Origin of the sequence: Saccharospirillum alexandrii (assembly GCF_004000275.1) — a bacterium.
GTDB classification, from domain to species: Bacteria; Pseudomonadota; Gammaproteobacteria; order Pseudomonadales; family Natronospirillaceae; genus Saccharospirillum; species Saccharospirillum alexandrii.
Genome location: NZ_RCIP01000002.1, coordinates 717,831 through 740,779 on the forward strand (window position 1 = coordinate 717,831; position 22,949 = coordinate 740,779).

23 protein-coding genes are annotated in these 22,949 nt (G+C 58.5%); 5 read left to right on the plus strand and 18 right to left on the minus strand.

Going from position 1 to position 22,949, the window contains the following annotated elements:
* Positions 1–62 precede the first annotated feature (62 nt).
* Both EP166_RS10975 and EP166_RS10980 read left to right on the plus strand, forming a co-directional pair.
* Positions 63–743, plus strand: a complete 681-nt coding sequence (locus EP166_RS10975; protein ID WP_127556869.1) for a TIGR00153 family protein — start codon at positions 63–65, stop codon at positions 741–743.
* A gap of 56 nt (positions 744–799) precedes the next feature.
* Positions 800–2,065 carry an inorganic phosphate transporter gene (locus tag EP166_RS10980; protein WP_127556871.1) on the plus strand — a complete coding sequence of 422 codons (1,266 nt, stop codon included), beginning with the start codon at positions 800–802 and terminating at the stop codon, positions 2,063–2,065.
* Between the two features lie 53 nt (positions 2,066–2,118).
* Here the strand turns inward: EP166_RS10980 and phnE (EP166_RS10985) are convergent, their stop codons facing one another.
* From phnE (EP166_RS10985) to phnD, 4 genes are all read right to left on the minus strand, one after another.
* Positions 2,119–2,934: a phosphonate ABC transporter, permease protein PhnE gene (gene phnE, locus EP166_RS10985; protein WP_220432548.1), complete on the minus strand. Its 816-nt coding sequence runs from the start codon at positions 2,932–2,934 to the stop codon at positions 2,119–2,121.
* Positions 2,931–3,737: a phosphonate ABC transporter, permease protein PhnE gene (gene phnE / locus EP166_RS10990; RefSeq protein ID WP_127556873.1), complete on the minus strand. Its 807-nt coding sequence runs from the start codon at positions 3,735–3,737 to the stop codon at positions 2,931–2,933. The genes phnE (EP166_RS10985) and phnE (EP166_RS10990) overlap by 4 nt, the downstream gene beginning before the upstream one ends.
* Positions 3,734–4,561, minus strand: a complete 828-nt coding sequence (gene phnC / locus EP166_RS10995; RefSeq protein WP_127556875.1) for a phosphonate ABC transporter ATP-binding protein — start codon at positions 4,559–4,561, stop codon at positions 3,734–3,736. The genes phnE (EP166_RS10990) and phnC overlap by 4 nt, the downstream gene beginning before the upstream one ends.
* A 142-nt stretch (positions 4,562–4,703) precedes the next feature.
* Positions 4,704–5,672 (minus strand): phosphate/phosphite/phosphonate ABC transporter substrate-binding protein, encoded by a 969-nt coding sequence (phnD, locus tag EP166_RS11000; RefSeq protein WP_181952717.1) that lies wholly within the window; start codon positions 5,670–5,672, stop codon positions 4,704–4,706.
* A 211-nt stretch (positions 5,673–5,883) separates the two neighbouring features.
* Here phnD and mtgA point away from each other — a divergent pair, with 211 nt between their 5' ends.
* Positions 5,884–6,579 (plus strand): monofunctional biosynthetic peptidoglycan transglycosylase, encoded by a 696-nt coding sequence (gene mtgA / locus EP166_RS11005; protein ID WP_127556877.1) that lies wholly within the window; start codon positions 5,884–5,886, stop codon positions 6,577–6,579.
* 73 nt (positions 6,580–6,652) lie between these two features.
* Complete coding sequence (locus tag EP166_RS11010; protein WP_127556878.1) at positions 6,653–7,528, plus strand: DMT family transporter; 876 nt, start codon at positions 6,653–6,655, stop codon at positions 7,526–7,528.
* Here EP166_RS11010 and EP166_RS11015 read toward each other — a convergent pair.
* The 4 genes from EP166_RS11015 to EP166_RS11030 form a co-directional block, all read right to left on the minus strand.
* Positions 7,525–8,628, minus strand: coding sequence for an AI-2E family transporter (locus EP166_RS11015; RefSeq protein WP_127556880.1), 1,104 nt, complete (start codon positions 8,626–8,628; stop codon positions 7,525–7,527). The two genes, EP166_RS11010 and EP166_RS11015, sit on opposite strands and share 4 nt — an antisense overlap.
* 181 nt (positions 8,629–8,809) lie before the next feature.
* Positions 8,810–9,253 (minus strand): hypothetical protein, encoded by a 444-nt coding sequence (locus EP166_RS11020; protein ID WP_127556882.1) that lies wholly within the window; start codon positions 9,251–9,253, stop codon positions 8,810–8,812.
* Positions 9,254–9,384: 131 nt separating this feature from the next.
* Entirely contained in the window at positions 9,385–10,110 is a 726-nt protein-coding gene (locus EP166_RS11025) for an anti-sigma factor (RefSeq protein ID WP_127556884.1), read from the minus strand.
* Positions 10,107–10,655: a sigma-70 family RNA polymerase sigma factor gene (locus EP166_RS11030; RefSeq protein WP_127556886.1), complete on the minus strand. Its 549-nt coding sequence runs from the start codon at positions 10,653–10,655 to the stop codon at positions 10,107–10,109. The genes EP166_RS11025 and EP166_RS11030 overlap by 4 nt, the downstream gene beginning before the upstream one ends.
* A 152-nt stretch (positions 10,656–10,807) precedes the next feature.
* On the opposite strand from EP166_RS11030, the gene EP166_RS11035 reads away from it, so the two are divergent.
* A complete protein-coding gene (locus EP166_RS11035) occupies positions 10,808–11,527 on the plus strand; it encodes a hypothetical protein (protein ID WP_127556888.1) in 720 nt (239 codons plus the stop codon).
* A 59-nt stretch (positions 11,528–11,586) separates the two neighbouring features.
* Here the strand turns inward: EP166_RS11035 and EP166_RS11040 are convergent, their stop codons facing one another.
* From EP166_RS11040 to EP166_RS11085, 10 genes are all read right to left on the minus strand, one after another.
* Positions 11,587–12,996, minus strand: a complete 1,410-nt coding sequence (locus tag EP166_RS11040; RefSeq protein WP_127556890.1) for an HDOD domain-containing protein — start codon at positions 12,994–12,996, stop codon at positions 11,587–11,589.
* 142 nt (positions 12,997–13,138) lie between these two features.
* The gene (locus tag EP166_RS11045; RefSeq protein WP_127556892.1) at positions 13,139–13,597 is read right to left on the minus strand and encodes a group I truncated hemoglobin; all 459 of its coding nucleotides are present in this window, start codon (positions 13,595–13,597) and stop codon (positions 13,139–13,141) included.
* Between the two features lie 14 nt (positions 13,598–13,611).
* Positions 13,612–14,484: a DUF3034 family protein gene (locus tag EP166_RS11050; protein WP_220432549.1), complete on the minus strand. Its 873-nt coding sequence runs from the start codon at positions 14,482–14,484 to the stop codon at positions 13,612–13,614.
* Positions 14,477–16,822 (minus strand): putative bifunctional diguanylate cyclase/phosphodiesterase, encoded by a 2,346-nt coding sequence (locus EP166_RS11055; RefSeq protein ID WP_127556894.1) that lies wholly within the window; start codon positions 16,820–16,822, stop codon positions 14,477–14,479. Before EP166_RS11055 ends, EP166_RS11050 begins: the two co-directional genes overlap by 8 nt.
* Complete coding sequence (locus EP166_RS11060; protein WP_164743906.1) at positions 16,812–17,597, minus strand: methylamine utilization protein; 786 nt, start codon at positions 17,595–17,597, stop codon at positions 16,812–16,814. The genes EP166_RS11055 and EP166_RS11060 overlap by 11 nt, the downstream gene beginning before the upstream one ends.
* 127 nt (positions 17,598–17,724) lie before the next feature.
* Positions 17,725–18,432: a Type 1 glutamine amidotransferase-like domain-containing protein gene (locus EP166_RS11065; protein ID WP_164743907.1), complete on the minus strand. Its 708-nt coding sequence runs from the start codon at positions 18,430–18,432 to the stop codon at positions 17,725–17,727.
* Between the two features lie 73 nt (positions 18,433–18,505).
* Positions 18,506–19,399 (minus strand): helix-turn-helix domain-containing protein, encoded by an 894-nt coding sequence (locus EP166_RS11070; protein ID WP_127556900.1) that lies wholly within the window; start codon positions 19,397–19,399, stop codon positions 18,506–18,508.
* Positions 19,400–19,471: 72 nt separating this feature from the next.
* Positions 19,472–20,962 (minus strand): mannitol dehydrogenase family protein, encoded by a 1,491-nt coding sequence (locus EP166_RS11075; RefSeq protein WP_127556902.1) that lies wholly within the window; start codon positions 20,960–20,962, stop codon positions 19,472–19,474.
* A gap of 95 nt (positions 20,963–21,057) precedes the next feature.
* Positions 21,058–21,888 carry a carbohydrate ABC transporter permease gene (locus EP166_RS11080; RefSeq protein WP_127556904.1) on the minus strand — a complete coding sequence of 277 codons (831 nt, stop codon included), beginning with the start codon at positions 21,886–21,888 and terminating at the stop codon, positions 21,058–21,060.
* A 9-nt stretch (positions 21,889–21,897) separates the two neighbouring features.
* Entirely contained in the window at positions 21,898–22,776 is an 879-nt protein-coding gene (locus EP166_RS11085; protein WP_127556906.1) for a carbohydrate ABC transporter permease, read from the minus strand.
* Positions 22,777–22,949 lie beyond the last annotated feature (173 nt).

A 22,949-nucleotide genomic window follows, 5' to 3' on the forward strand; every position in this document is an offset into this window, starting at 1 on the left:
ACAGCGCCGGGTCTCTATAATGCGCCCCCACTTCATTCGACGATGCAACAGAGGAAAGCGACATGGCGGCTGACAGCCCATTGATGGCCCTCTTTGGCCGGTCCCCGGTCAAGCCCATGCAGGAACACATGCAGAAAGCGCACGCCTGCGTGGTTCGACTGATCGACTTTTATGATGTGGCCGCTACTGGCGACTACCAGGCGGCCGAAGCCATCCGTCAGGACATTGCCAAACTCGAGGGCGAAGCGGACCGGATGAAAAAAGACATCCGCATGCACCTGCCCAACAGCCTGTTCATGCCGGTCCCCCGCTCCGACCTGCTCGAACTGCTGACCCACCAGGACAAACTCGCCAACCGCGCCAAGGACATAGCCGGAGTGATGCTGGGCCGGGAAATGACCATCCCGAACCCCATACAGCCGCTGATGCGCGAGTACCTGGAATCGTCGATTAACACCAGTCAGAAAGCCGCTGATGCGCTGGCCGAACTGGACGAATTGTTCGAAACCGGCTTCAGCAGTCGGGAAATCAAGCTGGTGAGCGGCCTGCTCAACGATCTGGACGATCAGGAGCACCGGGCCGATGAACTGGAAATCCGGGTACGCCGCGCCCTGCGTGCCGTGGAAAAGGACTACCCCCCCATTGACGTGATGTTCCTGTACCGGGTAATCGAGCTGATCGGTGACCTGGCAGACGTGGCACAACGCGTCGGCTCTCGTTTGCAAATTCTGTTAGCTCGCTGACCCAGCGCCCGAGTCGGCCTGCGTCACCCCATGCTCACCGATAAGAGGAATACCCCATGACCGTCATTGCAGAATACGGCCAATGGTTCGTCTTGCTTGCCTGCTTGTTTGGCTTTTTCATGGCCTGGGGCGTTGGCGCCAACGATGTCGCCAACGCCATGGGTACATCCGTCGGCTCTCGTGCCCTGACCGTTAAACAGGCGATTATTATCGCCATGGTGTTCGAATTCGCCGGCGCTTACCTGGCCGGTGGCGAGGTCACCGGTACCATTCGAAAAGGCATCATCGACGCCAATGTGATGGCCGGATCGCCGGAATTACTGGTCTACGGGATGATGTCGTCGCTACTGGCGGCGGCGATCTGGCTGGTCATCGCTTCGATGATGGGCTGGCCAGTGTCCACTACGCACACCATCGTCGGCGCCATTGTTGGCTTTGCAGCCGTCGGTATCGGCGTCGAATACGTGCAGTGGGGCAAGGTAACCTCCATTGTGATGAGCTGGGTGGTCTCACCGGTACTGGCCGGGACTCTCGCCTTCTTTATTTTCCGCAGCGTTCACAAGCTGATCCTCAACACCGACGACCCCTTTGGCAACGCGAAACGCTACGTGCCCGGTTATATGTTTCTTACCGCCTTTATGATCACCATGGTGACCTTCACCAAAGGCCTGAAACACGTAGGCGTTGGCCTCTCGTTCGGTGAAAGTGTGCTGATCAGCGTCGCCGTCAGTTTCGCCGTCATGTTGCTGGGTATCGCGTTACTCAAGCGGGTTAAAATCGACGAAGAGGCCGATCGTCATTTTCGCTTCGCCTCAGTCGAAAAAGTGTTCGCCATTCTGATGATTTTCACCGCCTGCGCCATGGCATTCGCCCACGGCTCAAACGATGTGGCCAATGCGGTTGGCCCGCTGGCGGCCATCATCAATGTGGTGGCCAATCAGGGCAATATTCTGGCTGAATCGGCCATGCCCGCCTGGGTGCTGCTGCTTGGCGGTGGCGGCATCGTGGTCGGCCTGGCTACTTTTGGTTACAAGGTGATGGGCACCATCGGCCGGAAGATCACCGAACTGACCCCGAGCCGGGGGTTCGCCGCCGAACTGGCAGCCGCCACCACGGTCGTGCTGGCCTCGGGCACCGGCCTGCCGATTTCCACCACCCACACTCTGGTGGGCGCCGTGCTCGGCGTCGGCATGGCCCGGGGTATTTCAGCACTCAACTTGAGAGTGGTGGGCACCATCTTCGCCAGCTGGATCGTCACACTCCCGGCCGGGGCTTTCCTGGCGATCATTTTCTTCTTTATGTTCAAGGGCATTTTCGGCTAAGCCGTTTTCCTGCAACCGCCCTGCCGGGCGGTTGTCTTCTCCTGGCCAGTCACTCAACGGATGGCATTACGCACCTGCGACGATACCCACTCCGACACCACCACCGTGCCCAGAATCACCACAAAGATCATCGTGACCCGCGGCCAGGCCAGGGTGTTCAGCGCGGCCTGCAATTGCAAACCAATGCCCCCGGCACCCACCAGCCCCAAGATGGTGGACTCGCGAATATTGATGTCCCAACGGAACACCGAGACGCCAAAAAAGGTCGGCAGAATCTGTGGCACGATGCCGTAATCGAGCCGTTGCATCAGCGAGGCACCGGTCGCTTCAATGGCCTCGACCTGGGCGGTATCGATCTCTTCAATGGCTTCATACATGAGTTTGCCGACAAAACCGATGGATCGCAGCGCAATGGCAATAACACCAGCCAGCAAACCCGGCCCAAGAATGGCAACCAGCAGAAGCGCCCAGATCAGGGAGTTGATCGACCGCGATGCCACGATGACGAGCAACGCCAGGGGTCGCACCAGGCGGCGCGAGGGGGTGGTGTTGCGAGCCGCCAGAAACGCTACCGGTACCGCGATCACGATACCAATCAGGGTCCCCAGCGTGGCAATGTTCAGGGTATCCCAGAGTGGCCCCCACAAATAATGAATGTAAGACCAGCTCGGCGGAAACATGCGCCCGCCCAGATCCCGAATTTGCTCCGGGGCATCGGCCAGAAAAAACCAGAGCGTGTTCTGGTTCATGATTTGCCAGGTCACAATAAACGCCGATATCGTGACCAGCCAGGCCAGCCAGACCAGCCATTCGTGCCGACGGGTATTGCGTTTCCAGGCGGTCAGTGCGGTTGTAGGTTGAGTCATCATTGCACCCACTTGCGAACGTAGCCGGAGAGGTATTCCGTTGCCATCACAATCACAATGATGATGATCAGCACGGCACCGGCCGAATCGTATTCATAGCGATCGATGGCGGTATTCAACGTGGCGCCAATACCGCCAGCGCCGACAATGCCAATCACCGCCGATTCGCGAAAATTGATATCCAGCCGGTACAGCGACAGCCCGATCAGCCGGGGCATGACTTGCGGCATCACCCCAACATGAATCAGCTGCAACCAGCTGGCACCGGTGGCGCGAATGGCCTCCGCCTGGCGTTCGTCCATTTCTTCAATGTCTTCGGCCAGCAGTTTGGCCATAAAGCCAATGGTGGCGAAGGTGAGGGTAAGAAACCCCGCCAGCGGACCAAAGCCGACCATGGCGACGAACAGTATGGCGATGATGACTTCCTGCAGGCTGCGCGATACCGCCACAAAGGCGCGGCAGATCAAATAGACCGGGCCGTTGGAGATATTGCGTGCCGCACCCAGCCCCACCGGGATGGCCAGCAAAACGCCAGCGATGGTCGACGTCAGTGTCATGGTCAGGCTTTCTACCAGGCCGAGGGAAATATCGCGCCAGCGGGTGGTGAAATCCGGTTGCAAAAAGCCCATGGCAAACCGGCCACCGCGCTCCAGTCCCTCATAGGCTCGCTGCCAGTTGACGTCCAGTGTGCTGCTGGCGGCGAGCAGATAAATCAAGACGGCCAGATAGAACCCCCAGCGCCAGCGCGGGTCCGGGATCAAAACCGGCGGGCGGCGCCAGGTTCTCGGATAGCGTTGCGTCGTCATTGGGCAGCCTCTAGCCGGTGGGCATCCAGCGCCGGTGCCTCCACGTCCTCGTTTTCCTGGCCGGGCTTGCCTCGCAGGGCAACCCAGTCTTCCTCACCGTAAATCCGTGTCAGCACCTCGTCCGACAGGTCAACCGGCGCCCCATCAAACACAACGCGGCCCTGGTTCAGTCCGATGATGCGGTTTACGAAGGCCTGCGCCAACGGGACATCGTGAATGTTAATGATGGCGGGCAGGCCCCGTTCGTTACACAGCTCAATGATCAGGCGCATAATCTGCCGCGAGGTTTTCGGGTCCAGACTGGCGGTTGGCTCATCGATTAACAGCAAATCCGGTTCCTGCGCCAATGCCCGGGCAATGCCCACTCGCTGACGCTGACCGCCAGAAAGTGCATCCGCGCGTTTGTCGGCATGGTCAGCCAGACCTACACGGTCAAGGAAACGGAAAGCGTTTTCGATGTCATCGGCGGGGTACCGCCGGGTTAGGCTGCGCCAGAACGGCACGTAACCCAGGCGACCAGAGAGCACGTTTTCCATGACCGTCAGCCGTTCGACCAGCGCGTATTCCTGAAAGATCATGCCAATACGCCGACGCTGACGGCGCAGCGCGCTCTTGCTCAGACCCGCCAGTTCCTGATCGCCCAGCCAGATCTTGCCGGCACTGGGCTCGACCAGCCTGTTAACACAGCGAATCAGAGTCGATTTACCCGCGCCGGACGGGCCAATCAACCCAACGACCTGCCCGGCTTCTACCGACAGGTTGATGTCAGTGAGGGCTTTGTCACCGGTTTTGTAGACCTTGGTCAGTTGTTCCAGTCTTAACACCTTACTACTCCCCGCACCCGGTTAGCGGCATGCTCCGGCGCAACGCACCGGCGCGCCCAAACTGGGTGGTCAATAAACAAAAGCGCCCGGCATACGCCGGGCAAAGGTCTGCACTCTGTGTCAGTGTGTGACTGACGAATTCTTACTGGCAGTCGTACTGCACGCCGTTGGCGTCGTCGATCTGGCGAATTACCGACCACTCGTTCTGGAAGGTGATGGGAATGAACTGCGCTTCGCCAGACTTAGAAAACTCCTCTTCCAGCTTGGTGCCTTCCCAGTCGAACGAGAAGAAGGCTTGCTGAACGGCTTCCTGCAAGTCCGGGTGCAAGTCGTGGGCAACGCCGTAAGAGGTGGTCGGAAAGGTTTGCGACTTGTATAACGTTTTGATCTGGTCTTCAGAGACGATGTCGCGGCTGACCATCCGGCTCAGCACCGAATTGGCAATGGCAGCGGCCGGGTAATCCTGGTTGGCGACACCCAGAATGGAGTTGTCGTGCTTACCAGAGAACACCGGTTCAAAATCACGGTCCGGCTCCATGCCGTACTCCGATTTCAGAATGGCCGAGGGTGCCTTGAAACCTGAGTTGGAAGTCTGAGAAGTAAACGCCAGCTTCTGACCCCTCAGGTCTTCTATGTCATTCAGGCCAGATTCCGGGTGGGTGATGATTTCCATCTCATAACCGAAAGAACCATCAGCAGCGGCCATCATCGCAAACGGGCGGTAACCGGAGCAGGCCACGGCCAGCGGGTTTGAACCGGTATTGTAGCCGGCAATGTGCAAGCGACCGGCGCGCATGGCTTCGATCTGGGCCGCATTCGACTGCACCGGAAAGAACTGAACCCGTTTGCCGGTTTCCGCCTCCATGTGCTCCAGAAATTCTGACCACACATCGGCATAGACAGCCGGGTCTTCCACCGGTGTGTAGGCAAACACCAGAGTTGACGGGTCACGCCACTGCGATTCGTCAGTCGGGATATCCGCAATCAAATCGCCATCGGTATCCTGATACCGGCTGTCGAGTTGAAAATCGGCCATGGCCGGGGTAAGAGCAGCGGCCGCCAGAGTCAGCAGACCCACAGTAACCGGTTTTCCAAAGGTCGTTACAGTCATCTTGTTCATCCATTCAGTGCGCGGGTGGCATAAAAAACGATGGCTGCACCCTAAAGGCAACAGATGACGGTTGTGTGACGTTTTTCTGACCATACCATGGCAGCCGTGTATTCCGGGAACCCGAAAGACATGACTGCCATACTCTTTCATGACATTCGCCCGGCCTGCTTTTGGGGTAGACTGACCGCTTCCCTTTCTCTGATCATCATGGATGCGTGTGCGTTTCAACTTCACTCCCAGGCGCTGGTTGCGCAGTTTTTTCTGGCTAACAGGCGCCCTGTGCCTGCTGAGTGTTGGCCTGACACTGCCACTGGCCGTGCTTAACCCACCCACCACGGCGTACATTCTGCAAGATTCGGGCGACCGGTCGCCCTGGCTAACCCGATGGACTCCACTGGAAGACATTTCCCCGCATCTGCCCCTCGCCGTCGTTGCCTCCGAAGACCAGCGTTTCCCCGACCATTTCGGCATTGACGTCGCGGCCATTCGCAAGGCCCTGAATGAAGACCGTGACCGGTTGCGCGGCGGCAGCACCATCAGCCAGCAACTGGCCAAGAACCTCTATCTCTGGACCGGTCGCAGCCTGGTGCGCAAAGGCATCGAAGCCTGGCTGACGTTGTGGATGGAACTGTTCTGGAGCAAGGGGCGGCTGCTCGAGATCTACCTGAACGTGGTTGAATTCGGGCCGGGCGTGTATGGGGTGACCGACGCCAGCGAGCATTTTTTCAACAAGACACCGGCGCAGTTGACGCCCTACGAAGCCTCTCTGCTCGCGGCTGTGCTGCCCAACCCCAAGCGCCTGAACGTTGGCCAGCCATCGGCCTATGTGTCGCAGCGCAGCCGGACGATTCGCACAGCCATGTCCTATCTGGGCGGTCACAGCTACCTGGAAGGCGTGATTCGTTAGTTTGTTTCAGGGCATGAGCTTTGGCGGAAAAACCCGTACAGTAGGCGCCCCACAGTTCTGATACGGTTCCGCCATGCTACCACCCCGCCACGCCTCCCTGACCTTGCTCGCGCTGCTCGCCTTCGCCGCCAATTCGGTGTTGTGTCGGCTGGCACTGGGCACCCTGAGTATTGATGCGGCGTCGTTTACCGCCGTGCGGCTGGTGTCCGGAGCGCTGACGCTGGTGATCATCCTCGCGTTGCGGCATCGCCAGGAGCGTCTGTCGGCTCTGGTGCTCGCCGGTTCCTGGCGGGGAGCGGGTTTTCTCTGGCTGTACGCGGCGAGTTTCAGTTTCGCCTACGTGCAACTCGATACTGCCACCGGCGCTTTACTGTTGTTCGGTACGGTGCAACTGACAATGATCATCACCAGTCTGCTAAGAGGCGAACGCCTGACCGGGCTGGAGTGGCTGGGATTATGGATGGCAGTGGGCGGTTTTCTGTATCTGATCGTCCCGGGGCTGACAGCACCCACCCGGCTCGGGTTTATGCTGATGGTCATCAGTGGCATTGCCTGGGGGTTCTACACTCTGAACGGACGGGGCTCAAGCCAGCCCCTGGCTGATACCGCCGGTAACTTCGTGCGGGCAGCGCCATTCGCCCTGCTTCTATACCTGCCCTTTACCGATTCGATTCTGATTTCATCGCACGGCTTTTGGCTGGCCGTTGCCTCGGGTGCACTGGCCTCTGGCATCGGTTACGCGCTCTGGTACAGCGTGCTGCCTGCACTCAGTGGCATTCAGGCCAGCGTGTTGCAGTTGAGTGTGCCGATTCTGGCGGCGGTGGGTGGCGCCGTCATCGTACTGGAACCGTTGACCACGCACTTGCTGATCGCCACCGGGCTGTTACTGGGTGGCATTGGGGTGTTCCTGACGGGCCGGGCAAAGCAGCCGGCCCGCCCACCACGTTAGCGGCTTTTTTCGACCGTGCCAGCCTCTGCGGTCTCACTGTCTTGCACTGGCTGGTTCACATCGGTATTAAATTCATCCATGAAGATGTCCCAGAAGGTCAAGAAGACGGCGGCAATCAGTGGCCCGATCACAAAGCCATTGATGCCCATCAGCGCAATACCACCCAAGGTAGAGAACAACACCAGGTAATCCGGCAGCTTGGTGTCCCGCCCGACCAGAATGGGGCGCAGAATGTTATCGGCCAGGCCAATAATGATGACGCCGTAAAGCACCAGAACAATGCCCGGCACCACATCGCCCACGGCGAACAGATAGATCGCCGCCGGCCCCCACACCAGAGCCGCGCCGACCGCAGGAATCAGCGACAGCACCATCATCATTACGCCCCAGAGTATGGCGGCGGGAATGCCCAGCACCCAGAATATGAAGCCCCCCAGCGCACCCTGCACCATGGCCACAACCAGGTTGCCCTTAACCGTTGCCCGGGTGACTTCGGCGAACTTGTCGAACAGACGGCGCTCGCGCTCATCCCCCAGGGGCAGGGCTTTGACCATCAGGTCAATCAGGGTATCGCCATCGCGCAGCAGAAAAAACGTCAGATAGAGCATCATGCCCAACTGCAGTACAAAGGTGAGGGTACTCTGGCCAAAGGTCAGGGTTTCCTGCGCCAGATAGCGGCTCGCAGCCACGCTGAAATCGGAGATCTGCTCGCGCAGATTATTGGTATCGATGCCCAGGTTTTCGAGCGTCTGCGGAATGATCGGAAAGGCCGACCGAATTTGGTCCAGATAGCCGCCCGGCGACATATCGCCCTCTTCAATCGCCTGATAAAGCCCTATGGCCTCGCGCACCACTTGCGACAGCACCAGCAGCACCGGTATCACCACGATCAGCATGCACGACAATAAAGTGGTTATAGCGGCCAGATTGCGACGCCCGTTAAACCGGTGCACCAGACGGCGCTGCAACGGATAAAAAATAACAGAGACGGCGGCGGCCCAGAAAATGGCGCCCCAAAATGGTTCGAGTACCAGCCCGAACAGCACCGTGACGATCAGTAAAAACACGAGAAACGAGCGCGTTTCCATCGACTGCTTCATGTTCCAATCCCTAATCCCTTAACCCAAGGTCGGCCAGCTTACCCTAAGTGGCGCAAAAACCTAACACCGGGGCGCTAAAATGCCCAGCGGGTCACAGCTGGGGAGCCTCTGAATAACTCCCCCGGGGCTCTGGCTTATCCGAGGGGCCCTATTCAGAGGCTCCCCAGGCACAGTAACCAGGCTAAAGCGTCGTTTGCAACACCGCCAGTTCGTCGATGAACTCGTCGCTGTGCTCTACCAATGCCTGTAGCACATCCTGCTCCTGGTCAGTCCAGTCCTGCTCCAGCGCCTCCAGAATCACCTGGCGCCACTGGGTCTCGGCTTCGGTCAAACGGCGGATCAGGCTGCTCTCGTCGGTCAGTTGGGTATGCACCCAGTCCGCAATGGCCTCAAGCAGGGCACGTTCGGTATTGGCGGCCTTGGGCAGGTCGCCACGCTCGCGCTCAATCATTTCGACGTCCAGCAGCAGGGTTTCGCGGCGCACCGCTGTGGTTCTTAACAACCGTTCAATCGGAGCCGAGAGGGTGCTTTGGTCGAGTACATCCTGAATGCGCTCCAGCAGCTCCCCGCCCTGGGCATGAATACCTGCCAGCGCAGCGGTATGGTCGTCTCTGAGTATCGGCATAATGGCGCTCCCGGGGGCAATATGTGGGCCCTGTTCGCCATGAGTATGGCATTGTTCAGTGATTATGCCGAAACCTGTATTTTAAAGGGGCCGGTAAATAACAATTCACCGGCCCTGATGCGCCCCCTTTTTTACTGTCTCACCAGTTGCGCCGAGTACAGCACCTCCGTCGGTTGGCCGGTGGGCGAGCCGCCTTCCGGCTCCCGGCTGACCGCCAGCACGTCAACAGTAGCCGTATCAAACAGCACACTGCGCGCTAACTGGCGCTGCCCCGTTTCCGGCAACAGGCCCAGCGAGACAGGGGCTCGACCGTCAGCCGCCACCAGCCAGAGTTGGTAGTCGCGATCGGTGCTGGGCGTTACCTCCCGAGTACTGGTAACCACCAGATTCTGTTCAGTCAGGCTAACCGACCACAGCGCCCGGGCGCTGGCGTCCTGAATAACCGCGACCTGTGTCGGAGCCGGTTGCGGTACCTGCCAGGTATTCCAGCTCACCATGACCAGCACCAGTGCGGCCGCGATGGCGGGCCAGACCCAGCTTTGGAAGGGATTCCAGCCTCGTCCTGAACCGAGCCGGGAGGGTCGTCGATGCTTCTGCTCGAAAGAGTCGGCCGTGGTCTCACTGGCCAAGCCCAGCCTTGCCTCAATCCGCTGCCAGAGGTCCGGACCTGGATGAACATCGTTCAGGCTGGCGCCCAGTGCATTGAGGTCCCGCTCCCAGCGCCAGACCGCCTGGCGGGCACGATCACTGGTGATCATCAGGCGTTGCAGTTTGACCCGGGTATCGGCATCGAGTGTGCCGAGCACGTATTCGGCGGCCAGGGTATCGAGCCGTCTGTCGGACAGTTGTTGCGTCATTCCAGGCACCGTTTCAGTTGTTGCAGGCCACGCCGAATCCAGCTTTTTACCGACCCCAGCGGCAAATCCAGTTGACCACAGACTTCCTGATGGGTCAGGCCGCGAAAATAGGCCAGTTGAATGGCATGGCGCTGCTGGTCTTCCAGTTCATCCAGACACTCGTCAATGCGTACCCGGTCACGGCCGGCATGCAAAGCGCCTTCCGGGGTGGCATGGTCTTCCGGCTCATCGGCCAGATCCAGATCGCCATCGGTCAGGTGCTCGCGGCGTGATTTTGCGGACCGCAGCAAATCCAGGCACCGGTAGCGCACAATGCTGATCATCCAGGTCAGCACAACGCCTTTCTCGGCCCGGTATTCACCGGCGTTATGCCAGATCCTGACAAACGCATCCTGAACGGCGTCTTCGGCCAGGTCGCGGCGTTTCATCATGCCCAGACTGACGGCGAACAATTTGCCGGAAGTGTGGTCGTAGAGTTGGCGAAAGGCCTGGGCATCGCCTTCAGCCGTTCGCATCAATAGCCTTAGGGCATCGGACTCGGTCATTACAGGGGGTCACCGTTGCTGATTAATAAAGTGTAGAGTTAGGGTAAATACTCGGGTAAACCGCATTCGGATGCAGAAGGCTGGTTGAAAAATAACCAAACACCCCTAAACTTTGCAGACATAGATTCAACAATCGCTTGGGAGGTTAGCAGATGTTGACGGACGTAACAGGTAGCAATGTCACCCTGGGTTCGATCAACCGGCCGGAGCCACGTGCGCCCCAGGCGCCGTCGCCTGCCCGGCAGGAACCCTCACCCCAGGAGCGCCAGACACCCGCTCCCGATGTTCAGGTCGATACCCGAATCGACCGGCGCACCAGCGCCGAGCGCTCTCTGGTGCAGGAAGCCTCCAGTCTGGCTATTTCCCAGCAAAGCCGGGGCGAAGTGGTCGACCAGCTGCGCAGTGAACGCGATCAGATCGCTGAAGGCGGCAGCACCGAGCTTACCGAAAGCCGGGAGCAGTTAAGCGCCCAGGCTGCAGAAGCCTTGCAGTCACTGCGTGAACGGGCGCTGAGCGATCCCTTCGGTCAGGGCGTTGAAGACTTGGGCCCGCTGCCTGATAGCAGCTTTTTTGTGCGTGATCGGGGCGAAACACTGTCAACGTTGAATGGCACCATCTCTGCCCTGGAGCGATTCTCGGAGGCGGAATCGTCACAGATCGATCAGCTCCAGCAGGAGTTCAATGCGCTTCAGGATGAACGGCTGACGCCGGGGAACCCGGCGATTGACTCGGCAGAGGAAGCCGAATCGGTGACGGCCGCAGTGCAGCAACAACTGGCGTTTGACAACATCACCGATGCCAATGGCCTGACCAGCATTGAAGCCAGCCCGGTACTCGATGCCCTGCAAAGTGACCGGACACCGACCATTTAACCGGCGCAATGCCTGGCCCGGTGTTCTAACCGGCCATCGCGGGTAAAGCGGCTGACTCGTCAGCCGCTTTTTGGTTGTGCGGGTATATTGAACTGCAAATACAGGTTGATCTGGTTCGCCACCAATTGCAATTCCTCAAACTGGCGTTCGGTGAGGGGCCCTCCGTCGTTATCCGCGTAAATCACCCCCACCAGCCGTTCCGGTGACTGAACCGGCACCATCATGCCGTCAACCGGACCAAGCAGGCGCTTCATAACCCCGTCAGTGGGCGTTTTGCGGTTGTACCACTGGGGTTCGGGCGTCTTTAGGAAGCGAGTCAGCGATTCATCCTGCTGCAGAGTGCTCAGATCCAGTTTCAGCAATTCGCGCCAGCGGGCGACGTCGTCGCCGGCAACGATGACCGGTTCGAGCCGGTGATCCCGTGCGGAGCTCAACCACAGGGCCACCCGCCCAAAACCGGCGCCACGATGCAACGCATGAACCGCCAGCTGCAGCAGGCGGGGTAAGGGTTCGACATCCATGATGCAGCGGCTGATGCGGTTCAAAAAGCGCTGCATATCGTAGTCGGTCGATTTAACGTCGGTAGCGTCGCCCTCAATGGTACTGCGTTGCGGTAGGGCCTGCAGCAACCGCTCGGCGCCATAGGTGGTGGCCACCGAAGACGCCTCTTCTGCCATCAACAAAATATGCTCGCGAACATCGGCACTGCTTCGGCCCTGAAACTGGCTGATACGCTGAATGATCTTGCGCATCTCGGGGTGGTCGATGCCCAGATGGATGGTCTGGCTGATTTCATCGCCAAACTGAACCGAGCGCACCCAGGGGTCGGCACTGTGGGTGTCATCACTGGCCTTCAGCACCAGATCGCCCAGCCCCCACTCCTGAATCAGCGCCCGGTTCAGGGTTTTGACACCGACACCCAGATGTTCCAGCGCCAAGCTGTGTGCTTCGCCCGGGCTCAGGTCGCGCGCGGCCATAAAGGTTTCAACTTCGGGCCGACCCGTGGCCAGCAGAGCCAGATCACCGAGGCGCAGCAACAGGGCCGCAATAAAGACTTCTTCATGATCGTCGCTGTTCAACTGCTGCGCAATGGCGCGCGCTTGCACGGCGGCATGGAAAGAACGGGCGAGGTTATTGATCAGTCGTTCTCGGGGCTTGCCGTCAAGGAAACCATCAATCAGCGTAGTGGCCAGTGCAATGTTCTTCAGATCCAGATAGCCGATCTGAACAATGGCGCGGGAAACGGTCTTGATCGGACTGAAACTGCGGTTGTAATGCACTGAGTTGGCGACTTTGAGCACCTGGGAAGTGAGATCGGCGTCGCGCAGCACGATCTGGGTGAATTCATCGGCGCTGCTGTCGTCGTCATCGCTGAGCTCACAGATGGCCTTCACCACCGAGTTGAGGGATGGCAAGTCGAGCTTGGCGATCACTTTCAGCCAGGCTTTAAGGCCTCGTACGTCAGTCATGGCGGGCCCTGTTGCAGTGGATATGGCTGAGTGTCTGCCTGCCAGTGGCGGCAAACGGTAAGCGGGTATCCCTGCCCGGCCCCGGGGTGTTTGTGGTACCAACTAACCGGGAATCCAGTCTTGAATCATCAGTATAGTCGGATTATGGCGCCTGCGAAGCGGTACCGGGCTCCAGATAAGCGTCCGGGTTCATGACTTCGTCATACATGGGCACCAGCCGCGACAGCAGATCGTTCTGCGCGCCGGTCGCCACATCGGCCTCGTCCATGGCCGCCACCAGGTCGGTGACCAGGGCGTTAAAGTGGCTGTCGTTCAGGCCCATTCCGGCGTGCACCTGCGCCATGCTGTCGCCGGTGTACTCGCACGGGCCGTCGCTGACCTGGCACAGCTGTTCGATCAGCTTTTCCCGAAACCGGCCGATGTCGGTCTTGGCAAAAAACGGCAGCAGGGTGTCGTTGCCACCCAGTTCATACAGGAGGTTATCGACAATGGTGGTAATGCCGTCCTGCTCACCCAGGCGCTCATACAAGGTCGGCTGGGTGGGCTTAGTGCTGCAGGCCGCCACCAGGGCCACCAAAACGATGGAGGTCATCAGTCGCATGAATTCAGTCACCTTCAGTTATTAATTTGTACCGACAGGTACCAGCCCGTCTGGTCATCCCAGAGAGCCACCTTGCCCAGGTCGGTATAGGCCCCGACCACCGTTACCCGCTTACTGGGGAACCAGGCGACAAAGGCATCGCGCCAGTCGGATTCGCCCAGGTTCAGCCGGTCCGGCTTTTGGCGATATTCAACACCCAGCGCCCAGTTTGCATTCAGAAAAAGACCTGCGCTGGCTTCGACCATAAACTTTGGATCAGACTCCCCTTCAGCCCCAAACCCCAAAAACCCGGTCTCATTGGCATCGGTATAGCGAAAGGTGCCGTTCAACAGAACATTCCGTTCGAACAGGGCGTGCAGGTACAACTTACTGGCTGACAGGTACCAGTCGGTTCCGCTGTCACTGTTGGCGCCAAGCACGGTACCGGCGGCCGGGTTAAGATTCACCTTATGCTGGGCTCCCAGGCTGATTTGTGGCCAGGGCTCATAAATCAAATCCCCCCACAGGCGGGCCTTGGCGCCGTAGACATGCTGTTCAATCACGCCATCGAGCGGGCTGCCAAGCACTGACGCCAGGTTATCCACCTGCAGTGTCTGCTGCGCGAAGCTGAACTCAACGCGGTTGTTTACGCCGGCGTGCACCGCTGCCGTGCCAAGCTGAAAGTCCGGCAGTCCAACGCGGGTCAGGCTGGCGGCACCACCCCACTCGCCCTCACTGCCATAGCCGCCTATCACAGCCCAGGGCACCAGACCACCGCCGGCAGCCCCTTCAATCTGAGTGGCGGCTGAGGTAGCCAGAATCTTACTGCCAGCCCAGGCCGGTGCCAGTGCCAGCATCGACAGCACTGCACCGGCCAGCAAAGCCCGATTCAGGTACCGGTTAACCATAACTAGACTCCAGAGTGGTTTCATTAAAGGCTGCCAGCCAGGGCTTCAGGTCGGCAATCGCCATCGGCTTGCTCAAATAATAGCCCTGAATGGCATCGCACCCCATCTGTTCCAGCAGTTTGAGGGCGGCTTGGTTCTCGACGCCTTCGGCAATGACGGTCAGCCCCAGATGATGCGCCATCTCGATGGTTGAGCGCACGATGTTCTGGTCATCCTGATCTTCATCGAGCCTCAACACAAAGGACTTGTCGATTTTGAGTTCGTGTATCGGCATGGTTTTCAGTTGCGCCAGCGACGAATAGCCGGTACCGAAGTCGTCCATCGCCAGGTCAAAGCCCGCACCATAGAGTCGTTTCAGATGGGTCAGGGCGAGCTCGGTATCAGTCACCATGGCGCTTTCGGTAATTTCCAGCATCAGGTTTTTCCGCTCAAAACCGGCATGCGCGGTTCGCTCGATCACCCGGTCGATAAAGTGGCTGTTGAGAATATCCCGGGCCGAGAGGTTGATACTGACACCGAGGTCATGGCCCTCTTCCTGCCAGGCGGTCATGCGGGCAATGGCCTCGGTGACAACCCATTCAGTAATTTGGGTGATATCACCCGACTGCTCCGCCAGCGGAATAAACTCATCCGGAAACATTCGGCCCAACTGGTCGTCGTGCCAGCGCAACAGTGCCTCGGCCGAATGAATGCGGCGATTGCGCAGGTCGTATTGCGGCTGAAACAACAGCTCAAAGCCACCGTGTTCGATGGCGTGCTGCAAGCGGTTGGTGACGGTTAATTGCCGCAGGTGCGATTCATCGCGCCCGATTTGGTATCGCTCAAGCGCCTGACCATGCACTCTGGCATCACTGACAGCAATGTTGGCCCGACGCAAGGCATCTTCAAAACTGCTGGCCTGTTCGGGGTACATCACCTGCCCCATGCGAACATCCAGCAACACGTCGATGTCCTGGTGTTCAATGGCCTGGTCAAACACCGCCAGATACTCCGCCAGCGCCTGATCACATTCCCCGGCAAGCTGCGCATCGGCCAGCACCAGAAATTCATTGTTACCCACCCGGCCCGCAATGTCGCCGGGCCGCAAACGGTGCACCAGACGCTCGGCGGCAAGCCGGACGATTTCGTCGGTAAAGGCGAGGCCATAGACATCGCTCAGCGCGCTGACGTTTTCCAGGCGCACCAGCACAACCGCTACCGGGTGCTGATCGTCCGGCGTCAACTCGGTAAAGCGCTGCGCCATTTGTTCCAGATTGGGCAGGCCCGTTTTCAGATCGTGCCGGGCCTGGTAAAAAATATGCCGCTCACGTTGCTGAATATCGTTCTGCATGGTGTTGAGCGTTTGCCCAAGCACGCCGAACTCATTGGTGTTTTTCAGTGACACGCTGTGTTGGTAATCACCGCTGGCGATGCGTCTGGCGGCGGCGACCAGGGTGTCAATCGGCCGGGTAATACCACGAGCAATAAACAAAGTGACAACGGCAGCGGACACCAGTGCCGCCAGGGCGATCAATAGCATTTGGGTGCGCAGGCGGGTATTGGCCGCTACCGCATCGGCCAGCGATACCGTCAGCAGAGCACCGAGATGCACCGGTGGCTGATCGAGCAACGTCGCGTAGCGACTCAGCAGGCCCTGGTCGCGTAATTGCTCCGCTGCCTGAGCCAGCACTTCATCGTAGGGGCCGAGCAGGTCAACATCGGCCAGAGGCTGGGTAGGCAGGGTGCTCAGCGTTTGTACGTCCGAGTAATTGCCAGCTTCCCGCTCGCGGTAAATCAGGGTGACATCGGCGCTGGTAATGTCCCGAAACCGGCCTAGCAGATCGTTGTCCAGCAGAAACCCCATGCCAACCCAGGCGACCCGCTGGGGCGCGTCCACCGGCACCATCACCATCTGATAGGGCTGATGCTCGCTCAGGGTTAACAGTGAAAACGCCGATGCCTGACTGCCAAGGCCTGCACGCACCCGGCCAAGATCGGCGCCGATGTCGTGAGTGCTGATCAGCACTTCGCCCTGCGGCGACATCAGCATGATCAGATCAGCGCCAATGCGATCACCGTGGTTGGCCAGCACGCTTATGATGGTGTCTTCTTCGTTGGTGGCAATGGCCTCGCGGAAGCCGAAATCCTCCGCCAGCAAGGTGGTTCTGTCGGTCAGTTCGCGGCTGTTTTCATCGAGCAGGGTCTGAAACACGCGCTCGGCCACCGCCAGCTCACGCGTCGCGTTCGCCCGGGTATTGGCATCCGTTGCCCGCAAAGCAGACAACGTAGTCGCGGTAAGGGTGACAGCCAGTACGGCGGTAAAAATCAGCAGCAACCGGGTTCGAAAGCTAATCGTCATTGGTCTTGTATTGTTGCAGTCGGTTGCGCAACCCGCCGGCAGCCCCTGAGGCAGGCTCTGGCTGGCGCTGGGTCATGGGCAGTTCAATTCGCAGCAGGTCTCCGGACGTATCGAGACCGGCCAGCGGCAAGGCCAGCGGGTCGTCCATATCGGGGTGCCAGATGAGCAGTTCAGCTGATTCGGGCGCTGTGAAGGTGGGCAGCATCAGGCCACCGTCGGCATCGGTCACGCCATACACCTGGCCATTGGTCACATAGATGTAGCCGACCATGGCATCGTGAATGTTGCAGCCGATGACCACCAGGCCGGCCTGATCAAACTCGACCGGCGGCGCTTCGTTACCACGAAACAGTCGCAGCTCGAACGTTTTAGCGGGCGAAAATGAATAGACATGGTGGCGGGTATCATCGCTGTTGGGAAACTGCACCCGGGTTCCGGTGCTGATGGCAATAACCTTGGGGCTGAAGCTCAGGTCAACCTGATCCATCACCGCGACCGCCGGACCTTCCTGGGCGGCAGAGGTTTGTGACTGTTCTATGCGGGCCACAGCGTCGCTGACGGGTTGCCCGGCCTGATCAACCAACTGCAGTGGCGGTAAGGTGGTGGCAGCAGAATCCGCCGCGCCCAGAATGAAAGCCAGCAAAGGCAGGCTTGCTGCCAGCCGCCGGCCCGAAACACGGACGTGCCGAACAAAACGCAACGCTTCGAACGGAGTTTGCGTGAAGAACCGGCGTTGCCGGAGGCACCAACGTCGCAATTGGGAAACACACTGCATGATGCACAGCCATTTAATTACCATGGCCGTTCACTATAGTCGACTCGATCACGGTTTGGCGACTCAAACAGCCGGTTTCCGGTGTTTTTTTACAGTGCTGGCTAGCCATTGGCCGGGTTCGCGCCTGTTAGCGAAGTTGACCCCAGTTCAGCCCATCGGTGGCGGGCGTGATGCGATAGACCGCTGCGCGGTCCTTCCCTTCCAGTATTGACAGTTGCCCGTCACTGACCACGACGGCGGCACCGTCTGTTAGCGCCAGCGTCTGCACCGGGTTGGCCAGTAGATCCTGCATCAGCGGCAAGGCACGTTGCTCGCTGTCGAGGTGCGGGCAGAGCATGCCGGGCAACAACCCCAGCCCCTCGACCCGGGTATAGGCCCAGTCGCCGCGGGAATCGAAGCGATTGGAATCACTGAACCCGAGGTCGAACCAGCATATCGCGCCAGCACTGAGGCCACACAGCACCTTGCCGCTGGCCTCGGCTTCGATCAGCCGGCGGTCAAGCCCGTGCGCCCGCCACTGGTCCATCATGGAACGGGTATCCCCGCCGCCCACATAAATCAGATCGGCCCAGCCAATTAAGTCGGCAATGGCCGACGGAGAAGGCGCTCGGCTCAGGCACAGTGCCCGGGTATCGCACCCCAGCAAGAGCCCGTAAATTTGATCGAAGGCTTCAATGTAGCCCGGTGCATCGCCGCTGGCGGTCGGTATAAACAGGGCTCGGGGCTGGGCTTTCTGGGTTTGCTTGACGATGAACTGATCGAGCAAGAGGGTTTCCTGATCCTTTAGTTCACCGCCGCCAATGGCGATGATCGGCATGGCGTTATGATCCTTCACATCCAAGTGGGTCGGTAGGGATTTGCTCCCCGCTAACGCCCTTTATACCGACTAAGTGGGTGCCGGATCAAGACTAACGCTGTAAGACTACCTTTTGCATGGTTCGGCCGCGAATCTCGATCGACTCCCGGTACTGGCGGGGTGTCATACCCTTGATCTTCAGGAAGTGCCGGTTGAAGTTGGCCACGTTGGCAAAGCCGGCGTCGAAACATATTTCGGTGATGGGGCGATCGGTCACTTCCAGGTGCTCGCAAGCGCGGCTGATGCGCAAGCGGGTCAGAAAGTCGATGTAGCGGTATCCGGTAGCCTTTTTGAACCAGCGCGAAAAGAAAGTCGGCGCCAGGCCGAGCACACCGGCTACTTCTTCCAGGCTCAGCTCCCGGGTGCAATTGTGGATGATGTAGTTGACCACGGTATTGACCCGGCCCTCCATCAGCGAATCCGACTCTTCTTCAAACGAGCGGCTCGACAGCGGCCAATAATCCTGGGACTGAGCCAGTTCCGACATGATGTTCAGAAACGACAGCACCCGGGCCGGGCCTTTAAGACCTGCGATGGTGGCAAAATCATCCATCACCCGGGCGCTGGCTTCCTTGGAAAATTCGATACCGTAGCGCGAGTCAGCCAGCATGGTTTGCAGGGATTTCATTTCCGGCAGAATCTGAATCAGCGATTGAATGCGCTCATCGGAGAAGTTGATCACCCGGTCGCGAATACCGGTTTGAAAGTCTCCCAGCGAGACCCAGTTATGCGGCAGGTAGGGGCCGCACAAAAACACCGAACCGGGCGTAAAAGGGCCGACGTAATCGCCAATGAAGGCATTGCCGTGTGTGGTCAGAATGAGGTGCAGTTCATATTCGTTGTGGTAATGCCAGCGCACCAGAGAACTGTCGGCACCGTGCGCCAGATACCGAAAGCTGTTCTGGGCTTCATAAACGGCTTCGTATTCCGGTTTGATTGCGCTCATACAGTTCCTCCAGTTGCGTGCACAGGATACCCTCCAACCCACAAATAGCCACCCTGCTGTGCGGTAACTGCGTTACCCCTGCATCATCCGCTGTAAGTACTCGTAAGCACCGCGGGCACGAATGCCTGCCAGGTGGCTGGCTACGTCTTCCAGAAAGCGAGTGCGGTTATCGTCGGGGCGCTCGCCGAACAGGGCATCCACTTTCAGCAACGACAAACGATCTGCCGAGCTGGCTTCGCGTTGCGCCTCACTGAGATTAAACTCAATGATCGGCATCGGTTCGCCTGCATCGTTAACGCCGTCCAGATACTTTAGAAAACTGGCGAACAGCAAACTGAGACGGCTGGTATCACCACCGGCCGCCATGACATCACTGAGCACGGGCATCAGGTAGTTTTTCAGCTTGGCATAGCCATCGGAACAAATGCGTTGTTGCTGGTCGGCAATTGTCGAGTTTCCAAACCGCTCGATCAATTGCACCTGATAGGCATCCAACGGCATGTCGGCGATGGGGGTCAGGGTTGGGGCCGCATCCAGCGTCATGTAGTCGTTAACCAGCTTCAGAATGGCCGGGTCTTTGATGGCGTTATCTACCCGGGTGTAGCCCGCCAGATACCCAATAAACCCCATCATCAGATGGCTGCCGTTCAACAGCCGCAACTTGGCCGTTTCATAGGGTGATACATCGGCCGTAAACTGCACGCCGACCTGCTCCAGGGCCGGGCGACCGGCTTTGAAATCATCTTCAATCACCCACTGTATAAAGGTTTCGGCGCCCACGGCACAGGGGTCGACAACGCCGTGGCGTTCAAGCACAGCCTGCTGGTCAGCCACGCCGGGCGCTGGCGTAATGCGGTCGACCATCGAATTCGGAAACGACACGTGCGCCCTGACCCAGTCGCAGAGCGTTGCGTCAGCCTGTTCAAGAAAGCTCAGCAATGCGCTACGAAACACATCGCCATTGTGCGGCACGTTATCGCACGACAGCAATGTTACCGCACCGCCGGTACCCAGTTTTGACCGCGCTTCGAGCGCTTGCCAGAGGTACCCGTAAATGGTTTTCGGCTGGTCCCGGTTGCTCAGATCGTGTTGAACATCGGGGTGATCGTGAAAGAACCGCTGCTGTTCGAAGTCGTACAAATAACCGCCTTCGGTAATGGTGGTGCTGATGATGCGGATGGCTGGCTGCGCCAGAGTATCGACAGCCTTTTGCGGGTCGTCCGGTGCATACAGCACGTTGGTCAGTGACCCGATCACCCGGTCGCGAATGACCTCATCATCTTTTTCGGTCAGCGTATACAAACCGTTCTGCTTGGCCAGTGTCTCCAGAAAGGCTTTGTCGCCCGGGCGAATACCAATGCCGCAGATGCCCCAGTTCAATTCGCCCGTGCGGGTCATGTAGTCATCCAGATAGCGCGCCTGGTGCGCACGGTGAAAACCGCCAACACCGATATGGGCAATACCCGGTACCACCTCAGAACGATTAAAAGCGGGCCAGTGAAGCGCCGGCGGGCAAGTCTCTGCAGTCAACTCTGCGATAGCCAGGACATTCAATTCCGACACGTAAAAACTCCTTAATCACCCGTCAGTGAGCAGGCGGTTGGCAAAAAATTCAGGAAAAAGACGGAGCCCGAAGGCTCCGTTAACGAGGACCCACACTACTTAACAGCACCAAAGGTCAAACCACGTACGAGTTGTTTCTGACTGATCCAGCCAAACACCAGAATGGGCGCGACCGCCAGGGTTGATGCCGCAGACAGCTTCGCCCAAAACAACCCTTCCGGACTGGAATAGGAGGCAATCAGTGCCGTCAGCGGCGCTGCTTGCGACGCAGTCAGATTCAATGACCAGAACGCCTCGTTCCAGCTCAGAATCAGCGACAATAGAAAGGTGGATGACAGACCACCCATGGTGATCGGAACCAACACATGGCGAATCTCCTGCCACAGACTGGCGCCGTCCATCCGGCAGGCCTCGAGAATGTCTTTGGGCACATCTTTGAAGTAGGTGTAAATCATCCAGATGACGATGGGCAGGTTGATCAGGGTGTAAATAATGACCAGACCGGTACGGGTATCGAGCAAGGATGCATCCCGTGCCAGCAGATAAATCGGTACCAGCACACCTACCGGAGGCAGCATCTTGGTCGACAGCATCCACAGCAAGACCCCCTGGGTCCGTTTGGTGGGAAAGAACGCCATGGAGTAGGCCGCCGGAATGCCGATGAACATTGCCAGAATGGACGAGACAAAGCTGATGACCACCGAGTTGAAGGCGTAGCGCAGATAGTCACTGCGTTCAAACACCACAAAATAGTTCTCCAATGTTGGCCAGAAAAACAAACTTGGCGGTGAGGAGAAGGCATTCAATTCAGTTTTGAAGCTGGTCAGTATCATCCAGAAAATCGGGAAGAAGATCAGCGCCGCAACCAGCCAGGAGACGATGGTAACCAGCGTCAGTTTGACGACTTTTTCAGTGTGTAACTTCATCTCGAACTCCTATTCCCCGGCCAGCGATTTGCCGACAATGCGAATCAGAAAAATCGCCACAATATTGGCCAGTACCACCGCGACAATACCCCCTGCCGAGGCCATGCCGACGTCGTACTGCAGCAGCGCCTGGGAATAAATCAGATACGCCAGGTTGGTGGTCTGGGTGCCCGGGCCACCACCGGTGGTGGTGAAAATTTCGGCGAAGATGGACAGCAGGAAAATGGTTTCGATCATCACCACCACCGCCAGCGGTCGCGCCAGGTGCGGCAAGGTGATGTGCCGGAAAATAGCCACGGGCCCGGCACCATCCATACGCGCGGCTTCAAGCTGTTCCTGGTCGAGCGATTGCATCGCTGTCATCAGAATCAGAATGGCAAAGGGCAACCATTGCCAGGAAACAATCAGAATAATCGCCAGCATGGGCACGTCGGTGAACCAGTCGATCGGTGTCATGCCAAAGGTTTTAGACAAGAAAGCAAAGAAACCGCTGACCGGATTCATCAACAGGTTTTTCCAGATCAGGGCATTCACCGTTGGCATAATAAAAAACGGTGAAATCAGTAAGATGCGCACCAGGCTTCGGCCCGGAAAGGGGCTGTCGATCAGCACCGCGATGAGCGTGCCAAGCACGACGGTAATCAACAGAGTAGAACCCACCAGCACCAGAGTATTGGACATGCCGGCGAAGAAACTAGGGTCGGTAAAGAAAAAGATGTAGTTCTCGAAACCGACGAAGTTGCGCAACCCCGGGATCGTTAAATTAAAATTGACCGTCGAGTAATAGAGCGTCATTGCCAGTGGCACAGTCATCCATGCCAGCAAGAGCAGTACCGAGGGTGCAACCAGAAAGCGTGCCGCTCGGGCATTTCTAGAGAGCTGAGACATGACTAGGGTACGTCCACATTAAGGCCTGGCCGCCTATTCCGGCGGCACTCATCATTCAAAAGCCAGGGTTCGTTTGGGGGCTTTGGTCCGCGTCGGCTACCGGTGACGCCCCTGAAGGGTCGGCGTGAATCCTTCCATGGAGCCTAGGCCGCAACATCCATGTTGCGGACTCC

What these genes read in the sequence shown, in the direction of transcription:
- EP166_RS10975 (WP_127556869.1), top strand. Translation starts at nt 63, where the DNA reads ATGGCGGCTGACAGCCCATTGATGGCCCTCTTTGGCCGGTCCCCGGTC.
- phnD (WP_181952717.1), bottom strand. Translation starts at nt 5,672, where the DNA reads ATGACTGTAACGACCTTTGGAAAACCGGTTACTGTGGGTCTGCTGACT.
- EP166_RS11010 (WP_127556878.1), top strand. Translation starts at nt 6,653, where the DNA reads ATGCTACCACCCCGCCACGCCTCCCTGACCTTGCTCGCGCTGCTCGCC.
- EP166_RS11070 (WP_127556900.1), bottom strand. Translation starts at nt 19,399, where the DNA reads ATGAGCGCAATCAAACCGGAATACGAAGCCGTTTATGAAGCCCAGAAC.
- EP166_RS11080 (WP_127556904.1), bottom strand. Translation starts at nt 21,888, where the DNA reads ATGAAGTTACACACTGAAAAAGTCGTCAAACTGACGCTGGTTACCATC.
- mtgA (WP_127556877.1), top strand. Translation starts at nt 5,884, where the DNA reads ATGCGTGTGCGTTTCAACTTCACTCCCAGGCGCTGGTTGCGCAGTTTT.
- EP166_RS11060 (WP_164743906.1), bottom strand. Translation starts at nt 17,597, where the DNA reads ATGCAGTGTGTTTCCCAATTGCGACGTTGGTGCCTCCGGCAACGCCGG.
- EP166_RS11050 (WP_220432549.1), bottom strand. Translation starts at nt 14,484, where the DNA reads ATGGTTAACCGGTACCTGAATCGGGCTTTGCTGGCCGGTGCAGTGCTG.
- EP166_RS11085 (WP_127556906.1), bottom strand. Translation starts at nt 22,776, where the DNA reads ATGTCTCAGCTCTCTAGAAATGCCCGAGCGGCACGCTTTCTGGTTGCA.
- phnE (WP_127556873.1), bottom strand. Translation starts at nt 3,737, where the DNA reads ATGACGACGCAACGCTATCCGAGAACCTGGCGCCGCCCGCCGGTTTTG.
- EP166_RS11035 (WP_127556888.1), top strand. Translation starts at nt 10,808, where the DNA reads ATGTTGACGGACGTAACAGGTAGCAATGTCACCCTGGGTTCGATCAAC.
- EP166_RS10980 (WP_127556871.1), top strand. Translation starts at nt 800, where the DNA reads ATGACCGTCATTGCAGAATACGGCCAATGGTTCGTCTTGCTTGCCTGC.
- EP166_RS11030 (WP_127556886.1), bottom strand. Translation starts at nt 10,655, where the DNA reads ATGACCGAGTCCGATGCCCTAAGGCTATTGATGCGAACGGCTGAAGGC.
- EP166_RS11040 (WP_127556890.1), bottom strand. Translation starts at nt 12,996, where the DNA reads ATGACTGACGTACGAGGCCTTAAAGCCTGGCTGAAAGTGATCGCCAAG.
- EP166_RS11015 (WP_127556880.1), bottom strand. Translation starts at nt 8,628, where the DNA reads ATGAAGCAGTCGATGGAAACGCGCTCGTTTCTCGTGTTTTTACTGATC.
- phnE (WP_220432548.1), bottom strand. Translation starts at nt 2,934, where the DNA reads ATGATGACTCAACCTACAACCGCACTGACCGCCTGGAAACGCAATACC.
- EP166_RS11025 (WP_127556884.1), bottom strand. Translation starts at nt 10,110, where the DNA reads ATGACGCAACAACTGTCCGACAGACGGCTCGATACCCTGGCCGCCGAA.
- EP166_RS11055 (WP_127556894.1), bottom strand. Translation starts at nt 16,822, where the DNA reads ATGACGATTAGCTTTCGAACCCGGTTGCTGCTGATTTTTACCGCCGTA.
- EP166_RS11020 (WP_127556882.1), bottom strand. Translation starts at nt 9,253, where the DNA reads ATGCCGATACTCAGAGACGACCATACCGCTGCGCTGGCAGGTATTCAT.
- EP166_RS11045 (WP_127556892.1), bottom strand. Translation starts at nt 13,597, where the DNA reads ATGCGACTGATGACCTCCATCGTTTTGGTGGCCCTGGTGGCGGCCTGC.